At 73.7% G+C, this 17,384-nt stretch carries 18 protein-coding genes; 5 read left to right on the forward strand and 13 right to left on the reverse strand.

The features are described from left to right. Positions 1–25: 25 nt before the first annotated feature. The gene (locus Voc01_RS29100) at positions 26–1,960 is read left to right on the forward strand and encodes a flotillin family protein (RefSeq protein ID WP_203930778.1); all 1,935 of its coding nucleotides are present in this window, start codon (positions 26–28) and stop codon (positions 1,958–1,960) included. Next, on the forward strand, positions 1,957–6,660 hold the full coding sequence (locus Voc01_RS29105) for a DNA repair ATPase (protein ID WP_203930779.1): 4,704 nt from the start codon (positions 1,957–1,959) through the stop codon (positions 6,658–6,660). The genes Voc01_RS29100 and Voc01_RS29105 overlap by 4 nt, the downstream gene beginning before the upstream one ends. Before the next feature lie 188 nt (positions 6,661–6,848). Here the strand turns inward: Voc01_RS29105 and Voc01_RS29110 are convergent, their stop codons facing one another. Continuing rightward, the gene (locus Voc01_RS29110) at positions 6,849–7,196 is read right to left on the reverse strand and encodes a DNA polymerase ligase N-terminal domain-containing protein (RefSeq protein ID WP_239160560.1); all 348 of its coding nucleotides are present in this window, start codon (positions 7,194–7,196) and stop codon (positions 6,849–6,851) included. A gap of 58 nt (positions 7,197–7,254) precedes the next feature. On the opposite strand from Voc01_RS29110, the gene Voc01_RS29115 reads away from it, so the two are divergent. Next, positions 7,255–8,082: an SAM-dependent methyltransferase gene (locus Voc01_RS29115; RefSeq protein ID WP_203930780.1), complete on the forward strand. Its 828-nt coding sequence runs from the start codon at positions 7,255–7,257 to the stop codon at positions 8,080–8,082. Here the strand turns inward: Voc01_RS29115 and Voc01_RS29120 are convergent. Genes Voc01_RS29120 through Voc01_RS29135 form a run of 4 tightly spaced genes read right to left on the reverse strand, consistent with a single transcriptional unit; the run spans position 8,064 to position 9,674 of the window. Beyond that, positions 8,064–8,543, reverse strand: coding sequence for an SRPBCC family protein (locus Voc01_RS29120; protein WP_203930781.1), 480 nt, complete (start codon positions 8,541–8,543; stop codon positions 8,064–8,066). The two genes, Voc01_RS29115 and Voc01_RS29120, sit on opposite strands and share 19 nt — an antisense overlap. Beyond that, the gene (locus Voc01_RS29125) at positions 8,540–8,902 is read right to left on the reverse strand and encodes a metalloregulator ArsR/SmtB family transcription factor (RefSeq protein ID WP_203930782.1); all 363 of its coding nucleotides are present in this window, start codon (positions 8,900–8,902) and stop codon (positions 8,540–8,542) included. Before Voc01_RS29125 ends, Voc01_RS29120 begins: the two co-directional genes overlap by 4 nt. 29 nt (positions 8,903–8,931) lie before the next feature. Continuing rightward, entirely contained in the window at positions 8,932–9,348 is a 417-nt protein-coding gene (locus tag Voc01_RS29130) for a hypothetical protein (protein ID WP_203930783.1), read from the reverse strand. Then, a complete protein-coding gene (locus Voc01_RS29135) occupies positions 9,348–9,674 on the reverse strand; it encodes an NAD(P)H-binding protein (RefSeq protein WP_203930784.1) in 327 nt (108 codons plus the stop codon). The genes Voc01_RS29130 and Voc01_RS29135 overlap by 1 nt, the downstream gene beginning before the upstream one ends. An 82-nt stretch (positions 9,675–9,756) precedes the next feature. Between Voc01_RS29135 and Voc01_RS29140 the strand changes: the two genes are divergently transcribed. Then, the gene (locus tag Voc01_RS29140) at positions 9,757–10,587 is read left to right on the forward strand and encodes a PHP domain-containing protein (protein WP_203930785.1); all 831 of its coding nucleotides are present in this window, start codon (positions 9,757–9,759) and stop codon (positions 10,585–10,587) included. 49 nt (positions 10,588–10,636) lie between these two features. Here the strand turns inward: Voc01_RS29140 and Voc01_RS29145 are convergent, their stop codons facing one another. Genes Voc01_RS29145 through Voc01_RS29155 form a run of 3 tightly spaced genes read right to left on the reverse strand, consistent with a single transcriptional unit; the run spans position 10,637 to position 13,531 of the window. Beyond that, positions 10,637–11,272 carry a hypothetical protein gene (locus Voc01_RS29145; protein ID WP_203930786.1) on the reverse strand — a complete coding sequence of 212 codons (636 nt, stop codon included), beginning with the start codon at positions 11,270–11,272 and terminating at the stop codon, positions 10,637–10,639. Positions 11,273–11,313: 41 nt separating this feature from the next. Then, on the reverse strand, positions 11,314–12,444 hold the full coding sequence (locus Voc01_RS29150) for an erythromycin esterase family protein (RefSeq protein WP_203930787.1): 1,131 nt from the start codon (positions 12,442–12,444) through the stop codon (positions 11,314–11,316). Positions 12,445–12,454: 10 nt separating this feature from the next. Then, the gene (locus Voc01_RS29155) at positions 12,455–13,531 is read right to left on the reverse strand and encodes a hypothetical protein (protein ID WP_239160561.1); all 1,077 of its coding nucleotides are present in this window, start codon (positions 13,529–13,531) and stop codon (positions 12,455–12,457) included. A 110-nt stretch (positions 13,532–13,641) separates the two neighbouring features. Here Voc01_RS29155 and Voc01_RS29160 point away from each other — a divergent pair, with 110 nt between their 5' ends. Then, entirely contained in the window at positions 13,642–14,082 is a 441-nt protein-coding gene (locus Voc01_RS29160) for a VOC family protein (protein ID WP_203930788.1), read from the forward strand. Positions 14,083–14,109: 27 nt separating this feature from the next. On the opposite strand, the gene Voc01_RS29165 is transcribed toward Voc01_RS29160, so the two are convergent. The 5 genes from Voc01_RS29165 to Voc01_RS29185 are packed head-to-tail and all read right to left on the reverse strand — an operon-like array spanning position 14,110 to position 17,381. Beyond that, complete coding sequence (locus tag Voc01_RS29165) at positions 14,110–14,895, reverse strand: inositol monophosphatase family protein (protein WP_203930789.1); 786 nt, start codon at positions 14,893–14,895, stop codon at positions 14,110–14,112. A 39-nt stretch (positions 14,896–14,934) separates the two neighbouring features. Continuing rightward, complete coding sequence (locus tag Voc01_RS29170; protein ID WP_203930790.1) at positions 14,935–15,603, reverse strand: MBL fold metallo-hydrolase; 669 nt, start codon at positions 15,601–15,603, stop codon at positions 14,935–14,937. Positions 15,604–15,607: 4 nt separating this feature from the next. After that, a complete protein-coding gene (locus Voc01_RS29175) occupies positions 15,608–16,063 on the reverse strand; it encodes an NUDIX domain-containing protein (protein WP_203930791.1) in 456 nt (151 codons plus the stop codon). Continuing rightward, positions 16,060–17,055 carry a maleylpyruvate isomerase family mycothiol-dependent enzyme gene (locus Voc01_RS29180; protein WP_203930792.1) on the reverse strand — a complete coding sequence of 332 codons (996 nt, stop codon included), beginning with the start codon at positions 17,053–17,055 and terminating at the stop codon, positions 16,060–16,062. The genes Voc01_RS29175 and Voc01_RS29180 overlap by 4 nt, the downstream gene beginning before the upstream one ends. Further along, a complete protein-coding gene (locus tag Voc01_RS29185; protein WP_203930793.1) occupies positions 17,052–17,381 on the reverse strand; it encodes an ArsR/SmtB family transcription factor in 330 nt (109 codons plus the stop codon). Before Voc01_RS29185 ends, Voc01_RS29180 begins: the two co-directional genes overlap by 4 nt. Positions 17,382–17,384 lie beyond the last annotated feature (3 nt).

Consider the following 17,384-nt stretch of genomic DNA (forward strand, 5'->3'; position numbering starts at 1 on the left):
CGCGCCCATAAACAGGAGGTGTCCGGTGGACGAAATCACCGTGGGAATCGGTGTACTGCTCGCTGTGCTGCTCATGGCCGGGTTCGGCCTCGCTGTCTTCGTCACGCGGCTGTTCCGCAAGGTGCCGCAGGGCAAGGCGCTGATCATTTCCAAGGTACGCAAGGTCGACGTGACGTTCACCGGCGCCGTCGTGCTCCCGGTGCTGCACAAGGCCGAGGTCATGGACATCGCGGTCAAGACCATCGACATCGAGCGGACCGGCCGCGAGGGCCTGATCTGCCGCGACAACATCCGGGCCGACATCCGCATCACGTTCTTCGTCCGGGTCAACAAGACCGCCGAGGACGTCGTGAAGGTGGCACAGGCCATCGGCACCGACCGGGCCAGCGACCGGGAGACGCTGCAGGAGCTGTTCAACGCCAAGTTCTCCGAGGCGCTCAAGACCGTCGGCAAGCAGCTCGACTTCGTCGACCTCTACACCAAGCGCGAGGAGTTCCGCGACCGCATCATCCGGGTCATCGGCACCGACCTCAACGGCTACAGCCTCGAGGACGCGGCCATCGACTTCCTCGAGCAGACCCCGATGAACCGGCTCGATCCGGCGAACATCCTCGACGCGCAGGGGATCCGGAAGATCACCGAGCTCACCACGATCGAGCACGTCAACACCAACGAGTTCCAGCGCACCGAGGAGAAGGAGATCACCCGCCAGAACGTCGAGGCGCGGGAGGCGATCCTCGAGCTGCAGCGGCGGCAGGCCGATGCCGAGATCCGGCAGCATCGGGAGGTCGAGATCGTCCGGGCCCGCGAGGAGGCGGAGATCCAGCGGGTGCAGGCCGAGGAGCGGCTGCGCGCGCAGACGGCCCAGCTGCGCACCGACGAGCACCTGAGCGTCCAGCGGGAGAACCGCGACCGCGAGATCGCCGTCGCGGCGAAGAACCGCGAGCGGGTCATCGCGATCGAGACCGAGCGCATCGAGAAGGACCGGCTGCTGGAGGTCGTGCAGCGCGACCGCGACGTGGAGCTGTCGACGATCGCCAAGGACAAGGAGGTCGAGGCCGAGAAGCGGGACATCGCGAACGTCATCCGCGAGCGGATCGCCGTGCAGAAGACGGTTGCCGAGCAGGAGGAGGCGATCAAGCGGCTGCGCGCCGTCGAGGAGGCCGAGCGCACCCGGCAGACCGTCATCATCCAGGCCGAGGCGCAGGCGCAGGAGAAGCTCGTCAAGGACATCAAGGCGGCCGAGGCCGCCGAGCAGGCAGCCGCGCACAAGGCCCGCGAGTCGGTGGTGCTCGCACAGGCCCGGCGCGAGGCCGCCGAGCTCGACGCCGCCGCGAAGGCCCGGCTGGCCGACGGCATCCGCGCCGAGACCGCCGCACCGGGGCTCGCCGCGGTGGAGGTCAAGGAGCGCGAGGCCGACGCGATCGCGAAGGTGGGCCGGGCCGAGGCGGCCGCCGCGGCCGAGCACGCACGGGTCGCCGCCGACGCGGTCCGCGACCGGATGAAGGCGGAGGCCGAGGGCCTCACCGACAAGGCCGCGGCGATGGCCGCCCTCGACGAGGCGAGCCGGGAGCACGAGGAGTACCGGCTGCGGCTGGAGCAGGAGACGAAGGTCCGCCTCGCGGGCATCGAGGTGCAGCGGTCGGTGGCGGAGTCGCAGGCGCGGGTGCTGTCGGCGGCGCTGGAGAACGCCAACGTCGACATCGTCGGCGGCGACAGCCAGTTCTTCGACAAGCTCGTCGGCGCGGTGTCGCTGGGCAAGAGCGTGGACAGGTTCGTCGACCACTCGGCGGTCGCGCGCAGCCTCGCGGGGCCGTGGCTGGAGGGGTCCGCGAACCCGGTCGAGGACCTGGCGAAGCTGCTCGGTTCGGTCAACTCCGGTGACGTGTCGAACGCGGCCCTGTCGGCGCTGCTGCTCCAGCAGATGCGCCACAACGGGTCGGAGAAGGCGGCGGCGTGACGGGGGGCACGTCGACGACGGTCGGGCCGGACACGGGTGCCTACGCGGTGCTCCGTGCCCGGCTCGCCCGGCACGGCCGGGATCTGGCGAAGGCCGCGGAGAAGCTCGACGCTCAAAGAGCGACCACGTTCGCGTCAACCGCGCTGCGCGTGCTCGGATTGGAACGTGTCCGAACCCCGGCACCGACCGTCGCGCGGGATGTGGTCTGGGTAGGCGGCAGACTCGTCGTCGGCTTCGAGGGGACGCTCGCCGCGTACACGTTCCACCGCGAGGGCGAGACGTTCCACCTCACGCCGTCGGGCGCGGCGTGGCTGCGCGACGAGCGGCTGCACGCCGACCTCGCCGAGCTGTTCCGGTACCACCGGCACACCCGGCTGCTCCGGCTGCGCGTGTTCGACGACCGGCTGCTGGCGACGTTCCAGGTCGGCCCGCGCCCCACCGACATCCGGGTGCTGCGGTGGGCGGTCGCGGCCGACGGCTCGGTGTCCTATGTGGACAACCAGGGTGAGCGGGAGCGCGCGGCGCCGCCGCCGGCCGACGTCGGATGGACGCCCGCCGGCCGGGAGGACCAGGTGCTGGTCGACCGGCGGCCGGTGCTCCTCGTCGACGGCGCCATACACGTGTCGACCACCGGTGGTGCGCTGACCGTCACGCCGGCTGACGACCGGGACCCGGTCTTCAGCGAGCCGGTCGACGAGCCGTTGCAGAGCCTCGCGGACGCCGACGTGGCGTACGCCCGCGTCGGTGCGCTGGTGCTGCTGCGGGTGCGGCCCTACCGCGAGGAGTCCGACCGGTACCTCGCCTACAACACCCACACCCGCGAGGTCGTGCGCCTCGACGGGCTCGGCCGCGCCGTCCGGCGCCTTCCCGACGACCGCGGCGTCGTCTTCCCCGGCGGCTACTGCCTCAGCGCCGGCCCGGCCCGCGGGTTCGACGTCGACGACGAGGGGATGGAGTTCGAGCGCGTCGTGCGGCCGGCGGGCGGTGCCGACCTGCTGTACGTGTTCCACGCCCGGACCACTGGACGCTCGTTGCTGGTGCCCTACGACGTGGTGCGCGACGAGGTGGTCGCGCCGATCGAGGGCACCGGCCACGCGCTGACCGACGACGGCATCCTGCTGGTGCTGAAGGACTCCGGCGCTGAGCCGACCCGCACGCACACCGTGCAGGCGTGGCACACCCCGTACGTCGACGAGGCCGCCGGCCCGGCCGGCGAGGGTCCGCTGGCGCGCATCGGCAACGCCGACCTCGTCCGCGCGGTCTCCGACTGTCTGGCGCTGGCCCGGTCGGCGCGCGACGTTCCGGAGTCCACGGCGGCGATCGAGGCGCTCGCGGCCGCCGGCAACCGGCTGCTCGACCGGCACCACTGGCTCGGCGACGCGGCGCTCGCCGAGGCCGGCGTAGGCGATCTCCGTACGCCGGTCGCGGCCGTCCGCGACGCGGCCGTGCGGCTGCTGGACGAGTACGAGCGGACCCGGGTGGCCGTCGCCGCCTCCCGTGCGGCGGAGGACGAGGCCGCCGAGCAGGTGACGGCGCTCGTGCGGCGGGCCGAGGGCGAGCGGCCGGACAGCACGGCCGGCTGGGTCGGGCGGCTGGCCGAGCTGCGGGCGGCGCACGGTCTCCTCGCGGGCGTCCGCGAGCGGCCGCACGTCCGTCCACAGAGGATCGACGACCTGGCCGCGGCGCTCGACGCGGCCACCGCCGACGCGGGCCGGCGGGCCGTGGAGTTCCTCGCGGCGCCGGACGCGTTCGCGCCGTACCACGCGCGGCTCGACGGTCTCGACGCGGCCGCGCGCGAGGTCGCCACGGGCGCTGACGCCGACGCCTTCGCCGAGCGCCTCACCGCGGAGGTCGACGCCCTGCGCGCGGTGACCGACGTCGTCGGGACCCTGGACGCCGCTGACACGGGGCAGCGGGCCCGGATCCTGGAGCAGGTCGGCACCGTCCTGGGTGGACTGAACCGGACCCGCGCGACGCTGGACGCGCGGGTCCGGGAGGTCCGCTCGGCCGAGAGCCGGGCGGCGTTCGCCGCCGAGTCGACGCTGCTGCAGCAGTCGGTGACGGCCGCTCTCGCGCTGGCCGACACACCGCGGCGGTGCGACGCCGAGGTCGCCTCGCTCCTGGTACGGCTGGAGGACCTGGAGGCGCGGTTCGGCAGCAACGACTGGTTTGTCGCCGGGGGAGGCGACGAAGAGGACCAGCAGGCCACGCTGGCGGCCACCCGCGCCGCGGTCACCGACGCGTTCGCGGCCCGCAAGCAGGCGCTGCTCGACGAGCGGGCGCGCCGCGTCGACCGGGTCGCCGCGTCGTGCGAGCGGGTCTTCGCGGCCATCGCGCACCGCTCTGCCGCGCTGTCCACAGTGGAGGAGGTGCGTGCGTACTTCGCCGGCGACCCGCTCGTCGGCCGCCTGCGCGCGCTCGCCGAGGAGCTGCGCGGGCTCGACGAGCCGGTGCGGGCCGTCGACGTGGCCGCCCGTCTGGTCGCCGCCCGCCAGGACGCCAACCGCACGGTCCGCGACCGGGCCGACCTGTACGACGACGGCGGCGCGACGATCCGGCTGGGCGCGCACCGGTTCGCGGTCACCACGGAGCCGGTCGAGGTCGCGGTGCTCCCCCACGGCGACGACCTCGCCGTCACGGTCACCGGCACCGGCTACCGCCGCCCGGTCCGTGACGACGGGCTCGCCACGACGCGGCGGTTCTGGGACCGGCCCGTGGTGTCCGAGTCGCCGACGGTGTACCGGGGCGAGTACCTCGCCGCGTCCCTGCTCCCCGCCTGCGGGCCGGGCACGGACCTCGCCGCGCTCGTCCGGGAGGCCGCCGCGGCCCGGCACGACGAGGGGTACGTGACGGGCGTGCACGACCACGACGCCACCGCGATCCTCGGCGCGCTCGTCGACGCGCGCGCCGCCGCCGGCCTGCTGCGGTACCCGCCCGACGCGCGTGCCGCCGCCCAGCTCTACTGGGGCCTGGCCGACCCCGACCCGCGGCTGGCCCACCGGGCGGCGGCCCTGGTGCGCGCCCGCGACACCGTCGGCGCGGTCGAGGCGGTGCGCGCGTTCGCCGACGACCTGCGCGTGGCGGCACACCGGTTCCTCGCGGACGCGGGGCTGCCCACCGGCGGCGACCTCGTCGGCGAGTACCTGGTGGAGGAGCTCGCGACCGGACCGTCGTTTGTGGCCAGCGTCGAGGCGCTCGACCTTCTCGAGCGCTTCCGCGCGGACCACGGCGACGTGGTCGACCCCGACGACGGTCCCGGCGCCCGGCACCAGATCGCGTCGGCGTGGCTCACCGGGCTCGGCCCGTTCGTCCCCGAGGCGGTGGCGATGCTGGTGTGCGACGTCGAGCGCGTCCGCGTCGACGCGCCCGTCGTGTCCACAGTGGAGGGTCTGCTCGGCGCGCACCCCCGCGTCGTCGACGGCCGGCTGGAGTTCCGGCTCGACGACCTGCTCGCCCGCACCCGGGAGCACGAGGTTCACGAGGTGCCGGCCTACCGCGCGTACCGGTCCGCCCGTGCCGAACTGGTCGAGCGCGAGCGCGACCGGCTGCGCATCGACGAGCACCGGCCGGCGGTGCCGGACTCGTTCGTCCGCAACCGGCTCATCGACGAGGTGTACCTGCCGCTGATCGGTGACAACCTCGCCCGCCAGCTCGGTACCACCGACCCGGCCGGCGCCACCGAGCGGTCCGGACTACTCGTTCTCGTCTCCCCACCCGGGTACGGCAAGACGACGCTCGTCGAGTACGTGGCGAGCCGGCTGGGTCTGCTCCTGGTCACCGTGAACGGTCCCGCGCTCGGCACCGGCACGACGTCGCTCGACCCCGACGGCGCCCCCGACGCCGCGGCGCGGCAGGAGGTGGAGAAGATCAACCTGGCGCTGGAGCTCGGCACCAACGTGATGCTCTACATCGACGACATCCAGCACACGTCGCCGGAGCTGCTGCAGCGGTTCGTCCCGCTGTGCGACGCCGGCCGGCGCATCGAGAGCGTCCGTGACGGGCGCGCGGTCACCGTCGACCTGCGCGGTACGCGGTTCGCGGTGTGCCTGGCCGGCAACCCGTACACCTCGGCCGGACAGCGGTTCCGGCTGCCCGACATGCTCGCCAACCGCGCCGACGTGCTCGACCTCGGCGAGGTCCTGTCGGGCCGCGACGACCTGTTCGAGGAGAGCTACCTGGAGAACGCCCGGGCCGCACTGTCCACAGAGGACACATCGGCGCTCCTGACGCACGTGCGCGACGTGATGCTCGCGGTCAACCGCGCCTACATCGACTCGGCCGCGCAGACCGACGCCAGCCGCACCGAGCCGCCGTTCCTGCTGCAGGGCTCCTACCGCGACATGAACGCGATCGCGCGGCGCGTCCACCCCACCATGGACACGGCCGACGTCGACGCGCTCGTCGACGACCACTACGCCGGCGAGGCGCGGACGCTCGGCCCCCACGCCGAGGCGAACCTGCTCAAGCTGGCGCTCCTGCGCGGCGGTCACACGCCGGCGCAGGCGGAGCGGTGGGACCACGTGACAGCGGCCTACCGCCGCCAGCAGCTGCTGGGCGGCTCCGACGACGACCCGGTCGCCCGGGCGGTGGGCGCCATCACCACCCTGACCGACCGCCTGGAGGCGGCGATCCTGCGGGCGGCGGCCGTCCCACCACCCAACGGCCACCGTATCTACCTCGAGTCCCTGGGCAGCCCGTGACCGCGTTCCGGCCGAGAATGCACGAGCGTTTCCTCTGGCAGGGCCGGCCGGGTCAGCCGGACCAGCCCGTGTTCCGGGACGTGGCGCACGTCCGGAGAGGGCGCGCCCGGGTGGCGAAGGCACGCCCCCGGGCCCGCCGGGCGTGGCTGTCCGCCTGAGCGGTGCCGGCCGCCGCCGGCCGGCACCGCTCAGGTCTTCATGAGGTGCAGCAGCCAGTCGGAGCCGGTGCGGATCAGGGCGTAGGTCCTCGGGACGCCGCGACCGTGGAGGGTGAAGACGATGCGGCGTTCGTTGCGGTCGACCTCCTCCCACCAGCCGATGTCGGCGATGTCCTTGTCGGCGTCGGTGTAGGTCAGGTGGTCGAGGTCGTGGTCGGGCACCGCGACCGCCAGCCGGTTGCGCCCGGGGTCGTCGGGAAGGCCGCGCGGCACCGCCCACGACCGGAGGACGCCGTCCTCCTCCAGGCGCAGGTCGAAGTGGTGCCGCGGCTTGCGGTGCTCGTGCAGCACGAACGTCGTCCGGCCCTGGTCGTCCACGGCTCCCAGTCTGCCCCCTCGCGGAGGGGCGGAACCGGCATGGTAGAAAGTATCGATAATGGGCGATCAGCGTAGGCTCGACCCGTCGCGGCCGCACGCGGCGCGGCGGTACAACTACTGGCTGGGCGGCAAGGACCACTTCCAGGCCGACCGCGACTCCGCGGCGATGATCGAGCAGTTCATGCCGTCGGTGGCCATCGGGGCCCGCGAGAACCGCAGGTTCCACGGCCGGGCGGTGCGGTACCTCGCCGACGCCGGGATCCGCCAGTTCCTCGACATCGGCTGCGGCCTGCCGGCACCCGACAACACCCACGAGATCGCCCAGGCGGTCGACCCGACGGCGCGGGTCGTCTACGTCGACAACGACCCGCTCGTGCTGGCCCACGCGCGTGCCCTGCTCCAGGGGACCCCGGAGGGCCGCACCGCGTACATCGACGCCGATCTGCGGCAGCCCGAACGGATCATCAACAGCCCCGAGGTCTTCGCGACGCTCGACCTCGACCAGCCGGTCGGCATCCTGCTGGTGGCGGTGCTCCACTTCATGCTCGACGAGGACGAGCCGTACGAGATCGTGCGGCGCCTCGTCGACGCGGTCCCCCCGGGCAGCTACCTGGTGCTCAGCAACGCGACCACCGACTTCATGCCACCCGAGCACGTCGCGATGTACGACGCGGCGAACGCCCGGGCCGAGCGGCGGGAGGACCGGGCGCAGTTGCGGTCGAAGGAGGAGGTCGCGCGCTTCTTCGACGGCCTCGACCTGGTGCCACCGGGAATCTGCTGCCCGGTCGACTGGCGCCCGACCGACCCGCAGGCCCCGCGGCCCGGCCCTACCGAGGTCTTCGCGCACGCCGGCGTAGCGAGGATCCCTCAGCGCAGCGCCTCGTAGTACGCCTTCATCGACGGGTAGTAGTCGTCGAAGACGGGTGCCGGCCCGCCCTCGCGCGAGGCGACCAGCGCGTCGAGGTAGAACTCCCAGCCCGGTCCGAACTCGCCGACGCCCTCGGTGTCGGTGAGGTGCTGGGTGAACCGCAGCTCGGTGACGCCCGCGGACCCGGTGAGCTCCAGCGACAGGTGCCAGCTGCCGTAGTCGTTCACCGCCGACAGCGCCAGCCGGTGCGGCGGCTCGCACGCGTCGATCGTCATGGCCTCCCAGGGCTGGCCCTCCTCCTGGACCAGCTGGACCTCGATCTTGCCGCCCGGAGCCGCGTCGCCCCGCCAGGGGCCGTACCAGCGGGCCGTGCGGTCGGACTCGGTGAGGCTCGCCCAGACGTCCTCGACGGGCGCGCGGAACGTGCGGGTCAGCACGAGGTCGCGGCCGAGCAGCCGGCCGGTGGGTGTCAGGGTCATGCGGTCTTCTCCTGTCGTTCGGAACCCGGTGCGGCGGCGCGCCGCTCGCGACGGGTGCGGTAGACCTCGGTCTCCAGGGCGTCGAAGGCCCGTTCCCAGGCCGACGGGGCGGTGAGCCGCTCCAGCCAACCGGCCAGCTCGGCGAGCGGCCCGGTGACCAGGGTGTAGACCCGGTGCCGGCCGTCGACCGTGTCACGCACCAGGCCGGCCTCGCGCAGCACCCGCAGGTGCCGGCTGACGGCGGGCCGGCTGATGTCGAACCGGTCGGCGATCTCGCCGGCCGACAGCCGCTCCCCGTGCAGCATCTGCAGGATCTCGCGCCGTACCGGGTCGGCGATCGCGCCCGCCACCTCGTCCACGCCGGAAAGCGTAACCTATAGGTTACACGTCAGGCCAGCCCGGACCCGGAGAACGTCGACCGGAACTCCGGCCAGGCGTCGCGCAGGTAGAGCGCGAACGGCACCCACCACACCAGGTCGTTGGTGATGATCATGATGACCGTGTCGGCCGGCCAGGTTCCCGTGGCGATCAGCCACGCCAGTCCCACCGGTCCGAGGATCTTGCCCGTGAGCCCGACGGCCGCGACCGGCCAGCCGGCCTCTGGCCGGCGGGCCACCTCCAGGTACAGCAGGCCGTACAGGCCCAGCACCATGCCGAGACACGCGAAGATCTGCGGCGAGTTCGACAGCGGCAGGCCCGTGACCCGGTGGAACCACTGCGGGTCGAGCACCGCGTAGCAGCCCCAGGCGATGTTGTACGCCCCGGCCAGGGCGAACGTGACCCGGTGCAGGCGCCGGCGCCGCATCAGTACGCGATCCCGATGTCGCGGTGGAACGTCTCCGGCCGGTCGAGCACGGCCAGCATGTGGTGCGCGACGTCGGCGCGCGCGATGAACGCGCCACCGCGGACGTTGCGCCCGACGGCGGTCCGGTAGCCGCGGCACAGCCGCACCTCCAGCAGCCGGGGCGGGCGCGACACGGTCCAGTCGAGGTCGCTGTCGCGCAGCACGTCCTCCATCAGCGTGCCGCGGCGGGTCCGCACGACGACAGTCACGTCGTGACCGGCCGCGACGGCCTGCCGCAGCAGGTGCCGGCCGACGCCGCCGGTCGCGGCCAGGATGGTGAGCTTCACGCGGCCCAGTCTGCGAGGTGCGTTCAACGCCGTCGTGGCGGCCGCATCCCGACAACCGGCCCGATATGGGACGCTGCGGTACATGCCGCTACATCCTGCAGACAGCCACGTGCACAGCGAATGGTCCTGGGACGCGCGTGCGGGCGCGATGGAGAGCACCTGCGCCCGCGCGGTCGAGCTCGGGCTGCCGGCCATCGCGTTCACCGAGCACCTCGACCACACCGTCTGGATCCCCGAGGCCATCGACGACGGGTTCCCGGTGTCGCTGCTGGCACCCGACGGGTCGCTGACGCCGCCGAGGTTCGACGCGGTGGGCTACCTCGAGGCCATCGAGCGGTGCCGGCACCTGTTCCCGGACCTGCGGATCCTCAGCGGTCTCGAGGTCGGCGAGCCGCACCGGCACGCCGACGCGCTCGCCGCCGTGCTCGCCGTCGGCGACTTCGACCGGGTGCTGGGCTCGCTGCACTGCCTGCCGGTCGGCGACGTCTATTTCGAGCCGCCCGGGCTGCTGCGCCGGATGACGGCCGGGGACATGGTGCGGCGGTACCTGGCGGAGGTGGCGCGGGCGGTCTCCGGCAGCCACCCCTTCGCGGTGCTGGCGCACGTCGACTACCCGTTCCGGTACTGGACCGGTCCCGTCGACATCACCCCGTTCGAGGAGGAGTTCCGGCACGCGTTGCGGGCCACCGCCGACTCCGGGCGGGTGCTGGAGGTCAACTCGTGCCTCCCGTCGCTGCAGCCGACGATCCTGCGGTGGTGGCGCGAGGAGGGCGGCACCGCGATCACCATCGGCAGCGACGCGCACGAGCCCGACGAGCTCGCGCGGAACTTCCGCGAGGTGGCCGCGACGGCCGAGGCGCACGGGTTCCGTCCCGGCCAGAAGCTCTACGAACCGTGGACACACACCGGATGACGATCATGGCTGTGCCCGCCGGGCGGTAGGACGTCGGATAACCGCGGCGTCAGGAGGGCGGCGGCACCGTCCACGCGTGGACGTCGCCGACCGGGCGGTACAGCACCATCGTCGGTCGCTTGCCCTTCGGGACCGGCAGCGTGATCCAGCCCCGCGCGCACTGGCCGGCCGGAACGGCGGCTCCGTCGGGGTACCGCGGCTCCTCGAAACCGGGGAACGTGCGCGTTCCGATGCTGGCCGTCGTCCCGTCTGCGAACGCCACCGACCACACCGACCACCCGGCGACGTACTCGAGCCCGCGCGGCAGCGTCCGGGGGCACGTCCGCACCTCGGCCGCCGCCCACTCGTGGCCGGGTCGGTCGGGGTCCGGGCAGGCCGACCCGGCCGGCTGCTTGTAGTCGAAGACCGTGACCTCCAGGTCGAACCCGGTGCCGACGGTCGACCGGGGCTGGCCGAACGCGACCGGCGCCGGCAGACCGGCGGGTGCCGGGTCGGTGTTCGCGGGTGGTCCTCCGGTGCCCTCCGGCGCGGGGCAGGTGCCGGTCGACGCGGCCGCGCCGGGTCCGGACGCGCCGGACCCCGCCGCATTGGGCCGCGCCGCATGGGGCCCCGCCGCGTCGGACCCGCCCCCGTCGCAGGCCGCCAGCGCGGTCGCGACCAGCGCGGTGACGGCGGCGAACGCCACCCGCCATCCATCTGCTCCACTCGATGCCACGGACGGGCAGCCTAGCGGGGTGCGACCTCCCTGACGAACACGACCGCGTCGGTCGTGGGCAGGCCGGCCGGGTCGAGGGCGGAGTAGCCGTGGTACGGCGACGTCCGCGGCACCAGCCCCGGGCCGGCCACGGAGCGGGCGTCCACCACGAAGCTGTCGCCGGGACGGGCGTACAGCAGGCCCTCCACCGTGTCCGGGGGCGGGGCGTCGACACCGTGGTGGCGCAGCGTGCCGATCGCCGTCGCCAGGAACGCGTACCGCTCCCCCAGCCGGTCGGCGACCAGCGCGCCGGCGCCCCACCACGCCACCTCCTGCTCGCCCATGCGCATCGTGCTCCTCGCCCGCTGCAGGTGGCCGTTGTGCGCGTGCACCAGGGTCGGGCCCTCCCCGGCGAGGGCGAGCAGGTTGGCGGCCATCATCGCGGCGCGCGCGGTCACCAGCCGGGTCAGCCGGGCGGGCGAGTCGTCGGCGAGCCAGCGGTGGTACCGCAGGAGACCGGTGGCTGTGCGGGCGTACAGGTCGTCCTCCGGTGAGACCGGTAGCTGCGCGTGGAGCAGGGTCACCAGGTCGTCGGCGAGCAGCCGCAGCCGGTCGGCCTCCGGCGAGCGCCCCACCGACCGGGACGGGTCGCGCATCGCACCGGGGTCGGCCCAGCGGTCGTCGGCGCCGAGGAGGTCGTCGAGGTCGCCGGCGGTGCACGGAAGGGAGTCGACCCGGTCGGCGAGGCTCGCGTGCAGGGCCATCAACGCGTGGCGCGGGCTCTGCGCGCCGGTCATCTCCAGCGGGCCGTCGAACCCGGCGAACCGCACGTGCTCCGCCGGAGGCCGGGCCTCGTTGTGCGACCGCATCCAGCGGACCAGGTCGCGGTTGCCCGCGGACGCGTTGAACCACCGGTGGCTGAAGCCGCGCTCCATCACGTCGTCGAGGTCGCCGTCGCCGGTCCGGACGTAGTCGTCGACGATCCCGGCCAGCAGGCAGTCGCTCTCGATCGCGACCGTGCGGTAGCCCTCCCGCTCCACGAGCTGGCGGAAGAGCCCGTTGCGCACGTCGAGGAGGGTCCCCTCGCCGTGCACCGGCTCACCGAGGGCGAGCATTCGCGGTGGGACCGGCAGCAGCGCGGTCACGGCAGCGGCGTCGACCATGCCCTGAACGCTATCGTTGAACCTCCGGTTGAACCTTTCGTACGGCGTGCACCGGTCGGTACCGGTCGTCGAGCAGCGTGATCAGGCACAGCAGCAGTACGAAGAACAGCGCTGCCTTCACGTCGAAGTCACCGTCGTCGCGGCCGAGCAGCGCTGACGCGGTCACCACGAGCACGACATTCACCAGCACCCGGCCGACGAACGCCGCCACCGACGACTGGATGCTGTGCCACCGGCGCGCGACCAGCACCGTGATCGCGGCATTGACCACCACGAACACGGCGGTGCCGACGAACAGTTCCGTCCCGCTCGACCGGAGGCCCGGCAGCACCTGGCTGAAGACGACGCTGAGACCGCCGACGAGCGCCACCTTCTCGACGGTGCCGCGCGACCCGATGGTCCCGTTGGTGGCGAACCACCGGTCACGCTCGGCGGCGGAGTCCATCTCCTCGGGAAGCGGGTCGGCGCGCACCGCCCACCGGCGGCTCGGCGCGGGCAGCCGGGGCCGCAGCCCGAACCACAGGCCGGCGACCACGCCGAGCACCAGCCCTCCGAGCACCAGCCACAGCCACGGCTTGTCGCTCAGTTGGTCGGTCAGGTCGAGCTGCGCGATGTGGATCCAGTACTCCTGCGGCAGCTTCACCCCGATCCAGATCACGGCGGCGACGATCACCCAGGCCCGGAAGCCGACCCGGGCGGGGTCGCGGCGCAGCCGGTACGCCTCGTAGGCGATGAAGAAGTACTCGAACACGTTCGGGAAGATCAGGAGGAACGGGCGCCACTGCGTCTCCTCGAACGCGATCACGCCGACGAGCCGGTAGAAGTAGAGGAACCCGGCCACCCGGACGGCCGCCTCGCTGGTCCAGTTCCGCAGTGTCGCGAGGTAGGCGATGGCCAGGTAGTAGACGTCCATGGCCTTGTCGTAGCCCTGGTAGCCGGGCGGGTCGTACCCGAACGCCTGGAAGATCGTCTGGTCGACACCGTCGAGCACCAGCGCGCCGAGGATGGCGGGCAGGGGGAAGCGGGGAATCAGCAGCGGCAGGACGAACCGGGCACCGACGACGACCAGGAAGACGGCGGCGTCCACGCGAGCCTCCGGGGGATCGATGGGTCGCACAGACTCTACGCACGCACGCGTGTCGAGAACGTCCCCGCGGCTGCGTCCCGGCACCGTCGCACACATCGGAGGAGACACACATGGCCGTTCAACGCATGGACAACGTTCTCATCGTGGTCGAGGACCTCGACGCCGTCGTCTCGTTCTTCGTCGAGATCGGCCTGGAGCTCGAGGGCAGGGGGCCGGTCGAGGGGGCGTGGGTCGACAGCGTCATCGGCATCGAGGGTGCCCGGCAGGAGGTCGCGATGCTGCGCACCCCGGACGGCCACGGCCGCGTCGAGCTGGCGTCGTTCCACACGCCGACGGCGATCCGCCCCGAGCCGGCCGACGCGCCGGCGAACACGCTGGGCATCCGGCGCGTCATGTTCGCCGTCGACGACCTCGACGACACCGTCGCCCGGCTGCGTGCCCGCGGCGCCGACCTCGTGGGCGCGGTCGCGCGGTACGAGGACCTGTACCTCCTCTGCTACGTCCGCGGGCCCGAGGGCCTCATCGTCGGGCTGGCCCAGGAGCTCGGATGAGGCGGGGCGCCGGGCCGGCTCTGGGCCTCAGGCGAGGTAGGCGAGCGCCGCGCGGTGCAGGTCGGGGTCGCGGGAGTACAGCGCCGGTCCGGAGTGGGGGTGCTGCTGGCCCGCGAGGCCGCTGAAGCACCCGCCGGCCTCGGTGACGATCAGCGACGGTGCCGCGAAGTCCCACACCTTGCCGCGGGTCTGCACGGCGAGGTCCAGGTCGCCGCGGGCGACCAGCAGGCCCGGGTGGTCGGGCCACGGCAGCGGCGCGGTCACCGCCGACAGGCGCGAGACCACGTGCGCGTCCGCCGGCAACGGGACCGGGCCGGGCACGACTCCGAGGCGGCTGGCCGCCACGTCGGTGGTCGGCCCGGTGCCGACCCGGATGCGCTCGGCCCCACCCGTGCCGCCGTCGGTGAGGTCGGCGACGTAGGCACCGGCGCCCCGCTGGGCCCACCACACGCGGTGCTGCGCCGGCTCCGCCGCCACGGCGGCCACCACCTGACCGTCGGACTCCAGCGCGACGAGCACCAGCCACACGTCCAGTCCCCCGGCGAACGACACCGTCCCGTCGATCGGGTCGACGATCCAGCGGCGGCGGTCGTCGCCGCGCTGGCCGCCCTCCTCGCCCAGGATCGCGTCGGTCGGCCGGGCACCGGCGAGCACACCGACGATCGCCGCCTCGACCGCGCGGTCGGCCTCGGTCACCAGGCTGCCGTCGGGCTTGTGTTCCCGGCCGAGGTCGGCGAGGCGGGCGAAGTGCTCCATGGCCAGCCGGGCACCGGTGGTCGCGGCGGTGATCGCCAGCTCGAGGTCGTCGCTCACGCGTCCATCTTCGCCGACGGCCCTCGCACCGGACGGCGATCAGCGGGCGGCGAGGGCGCGGAACCGGTCGGCGGCCCTCGCGGTGACCGCGCCGCCGTGGCCGAACACCGCGACCTCGAACCGCAGCTCCGCGAGCCGGGCCACGCTGGCCCGCGCCGCGGCCACGTCGGACGTCATCAGGCGCGGCGTCGACCGGACCTTCGTGCCGGCGCCCGCGGCCGCGTCACCGGCGAACAGCACGCCGCCGTCGCGGTCGAGCAGGTAGGACACGTGACCGGCGGTGTGGCCGGGCGTATGCACCGCCGTGAACCCCGGTACGGAGAAGGGCCCGTCGGCGCCGAGCACCTCGTCGACCGCCACGGGTTCCGGTGTGCCGGTGAGGAACCGGGTGACCTTCTGCAGCGGCGTCAACGGCATCGGCACCGCGCCGCTGATGACCGGCGCGTCGAGCGTGTGTGCGACGGTCCGGGCACCCGAGCGGCGGACCAGGTCGGCGCCGCCGCCGGTGTGGTCGGCGTGCCAGTGCGTGAACAGCACGGCCCGCACGTCACCGACGGTGCGCCGGGCCTCGTGCAGCGCCCGCTCGACCTTCGCCGACCGCCGCGGCAGCCCGGTGTCGACGAGCACCACCCCGTCGTCGGTGACGACGAGATGCGCGTGCACGAAGGAGATTCCGATCTCGAAGACGCCGTCGGCGACCTGACGCATGCCCTCACTGTAAGCGCGGATCGGCGGGGTAGGTGGTCCGACCGGTGACGCGCGCCGCCGCCGCGAGGGTCAGTCGACGCAGGGTCGCGGCCGTCACCAGGGCCGCGACCGCTTCCCTCGGCACGAACGCGTGCTGTCGCACCTCGCCCGGCTCCGTGACGACCGACGGCTCCGAGACCGTTCCGCAGTCGAACAGGAAGTAGGCCATCGGCCAGGGTCGGTGCCCGTGCGGTGGCAACCAGTCCACGACCAGGAGACCGGCGGGCCGGACGACCAGGCCCACCTCCTCGCGGACCTCCCGGACGCACGCCGCCTCCGGCGTCTCACCGGGTTCGAGGTCGCCGCCCGGCGGCACCCAGTCGGACCGGTACGTCGGCAACGTGAGCAGGACCCGACCCGCCCCGTCGGTGATGAACGCGTCCGCCACCACGAGCACCGGCGCGGCCGGTCCGGCGGTCACGCCGCTGCGGGCGTACGGCCGCCGGGGAGCGTGCGGCCACCCAGGAGGGCCACCAGTTCCCCGCTCCCCGCGCGCACGGTCCGGCCAGCTCCCCACGACCAGCCGGTGTCGGTCGCTTCGAGGCGCAGGCCCGTGAGGTCGACGCCGAACCAGGCGCCGTTCGCCGCGGTGAGCGCGTCGAGCACGGCCGCCACCGCCTCGCCGGGTACGACCGCCGGCCGGCCCAGCGCGAGCGTCACGTCGAGGGAGTGGATGACGGCGTGGCTCAGCGCGCCGACGGCGCCTCCGCCCGGCGGCTGCCACGCGTGCAGCTCGGGCGAGCGGAGCTGGTCGAGGAGGTCGGCGGGCGGCAGCGCGGCGTCGCGGACGGCGACGGTGTCCGACAGCACGGTGAAGTCGCCGCCGGCCGCGGCCAGCTCCGCCCCGAACCGCTCGGGGGTCAGCCGCACCGGCATCGTCACGTGCGCGACCACGTGGCGCACGAGCCACTTCTCGCACAGCGTCGGCGCGTCCCAGGCGTCGACGGACCCGAGCAGCCCGGCGAGCCCGCCGTAGGTCGACGCCACCCACGTTCTCACCATCAGGTGGGCCTCCAGCTTGTCGAGGGACGTGGCGAAGCCGGCGCGGGCCTCGGGCCGGCGCATCGCCTCGGGCACGTGCCGCTGGTGGATGGCGACCTCGGTGGTGCCGTCGCCGAGGTCGGTCAGCGTGCTGGTGGTGTGCATGCCGCTGGCCGGCTCGACCCAGGCCAGCAGCCCGGGCGGCACCACATCGGTGAACGTGGCGACCATGCGGTGGCTGCCGTGGTCGCCGACCATCAGGGTCTCGAAGCGGCCGCCGGGCCGCAGGTCGACGACGATGCCGTCGACCGGTGTGGTCATGCCGGCCGGTCCCCAGAACCGCGCCAGCTCGGCGGGCTCGGTGAGGCACCGCCAGACCAGCTCGCGGGGTGCGCGGAGGACCCGCCGGTACACCAGCTCGTCAGCGGTCACCGGTCCTCCTGCAGGTGGGCGAGGTGCGTCTCCAGCCGGTCCATGCGCTCGGACCACGTGCGGCGGCTCTGCTCGATCCACGACCCCGCGACCTCCAGCGCCGCCGGCTCCAGCCGGCACGGCCGGGTCTGCCGGTGCCGGCCCCGGCTGATCAGGCCGGACCGTTCGAGCACGCGGAGGTGCTGCGACACGGCCTGCATGCTCATCGCGTACCGCTCGGCCAGCTCCGTGACGGTCGCTTCGCCGGCGCTGAGCCGGGCCACGATGTCGCGCCGGGTGCGGTCGCTGAGCGCGGTGAAGACGGCGTCCAGCTGCGTAGCTTCCATGCG

This window comes from Virgisporangium ochraceum (genome assembly GCF_016863655.1).
GTDB lineage: Bacteria > Actinomycetota > Actinomycetes > Mycobacteriales > Micromonosporaceae > Virgisporangium > Virgisporangium ochraceum.

What these genes read in the sequence shown, in the direction of transcription:
- Voc01_RS29170 (WP_203930790.1), bottom strand. Translation starts at nt 15,603, where the DNA reads ATGCGTCAGGTCGCCGACGGCGTCTTCGAGATCGGAATCTCCTTCGTG.
- Voc01_RS29140 (WP_203930785.1), top strand. Translation starts at nt 9,757, where the DNA reads ATGCCGCTACATCCTGCAGACAGCCACGTGCACAGCGAATGGTCCTGG.
- Voc01_RS29120 (WP_203930781.1), bottom strand. Translation starts at nt 8,543, where the DNA reads ATGACCCTGACACCCACCGGCCGGCTGCTCGGCCGCGACCTCGTGCTG.
- Voc01_RS29185 (WP_203930793.1), bottom strand. Translation starts at nt 17,381, where the DNA reads ATGGAAGCTACGCAGCTGGACGCCGTCTTCACCGCGCTCAGCGACCGC.
- Voc01_RS29115 (WP_203930780.1), top strand. Translation starts at nt 7,255, where the DNA reads ATGGGCGATCAGCGTAGGCTCGACCCGTCGCGGCCGCACGCGGCGCGG.
- Voc01_RS29160 (WP_203930788.1), top strand. Translation starts at nt 13,642, where the DNA reads ATGGCCGTTCAACGCATGGACAACGTTCTCATCGTGGTCGAGGACCTC.
- Voc01_RS29150 (WP_203930787.1), bottom strand. Translation starts at nt 12,444, where the DNA reads ATGGTCGACGCCGCTGCCGTGACCGCGCTGCTGCCGGTCCCACCGCGA.
- Voc01_RS29130 (WP_203930783.1), bottom strand. Translation starts at nt 9,348, where the DNA reads ATGCGGCGCCGGCGCCTGCACCGGGTCACGTTCGCCCTGGCCGGGGCG.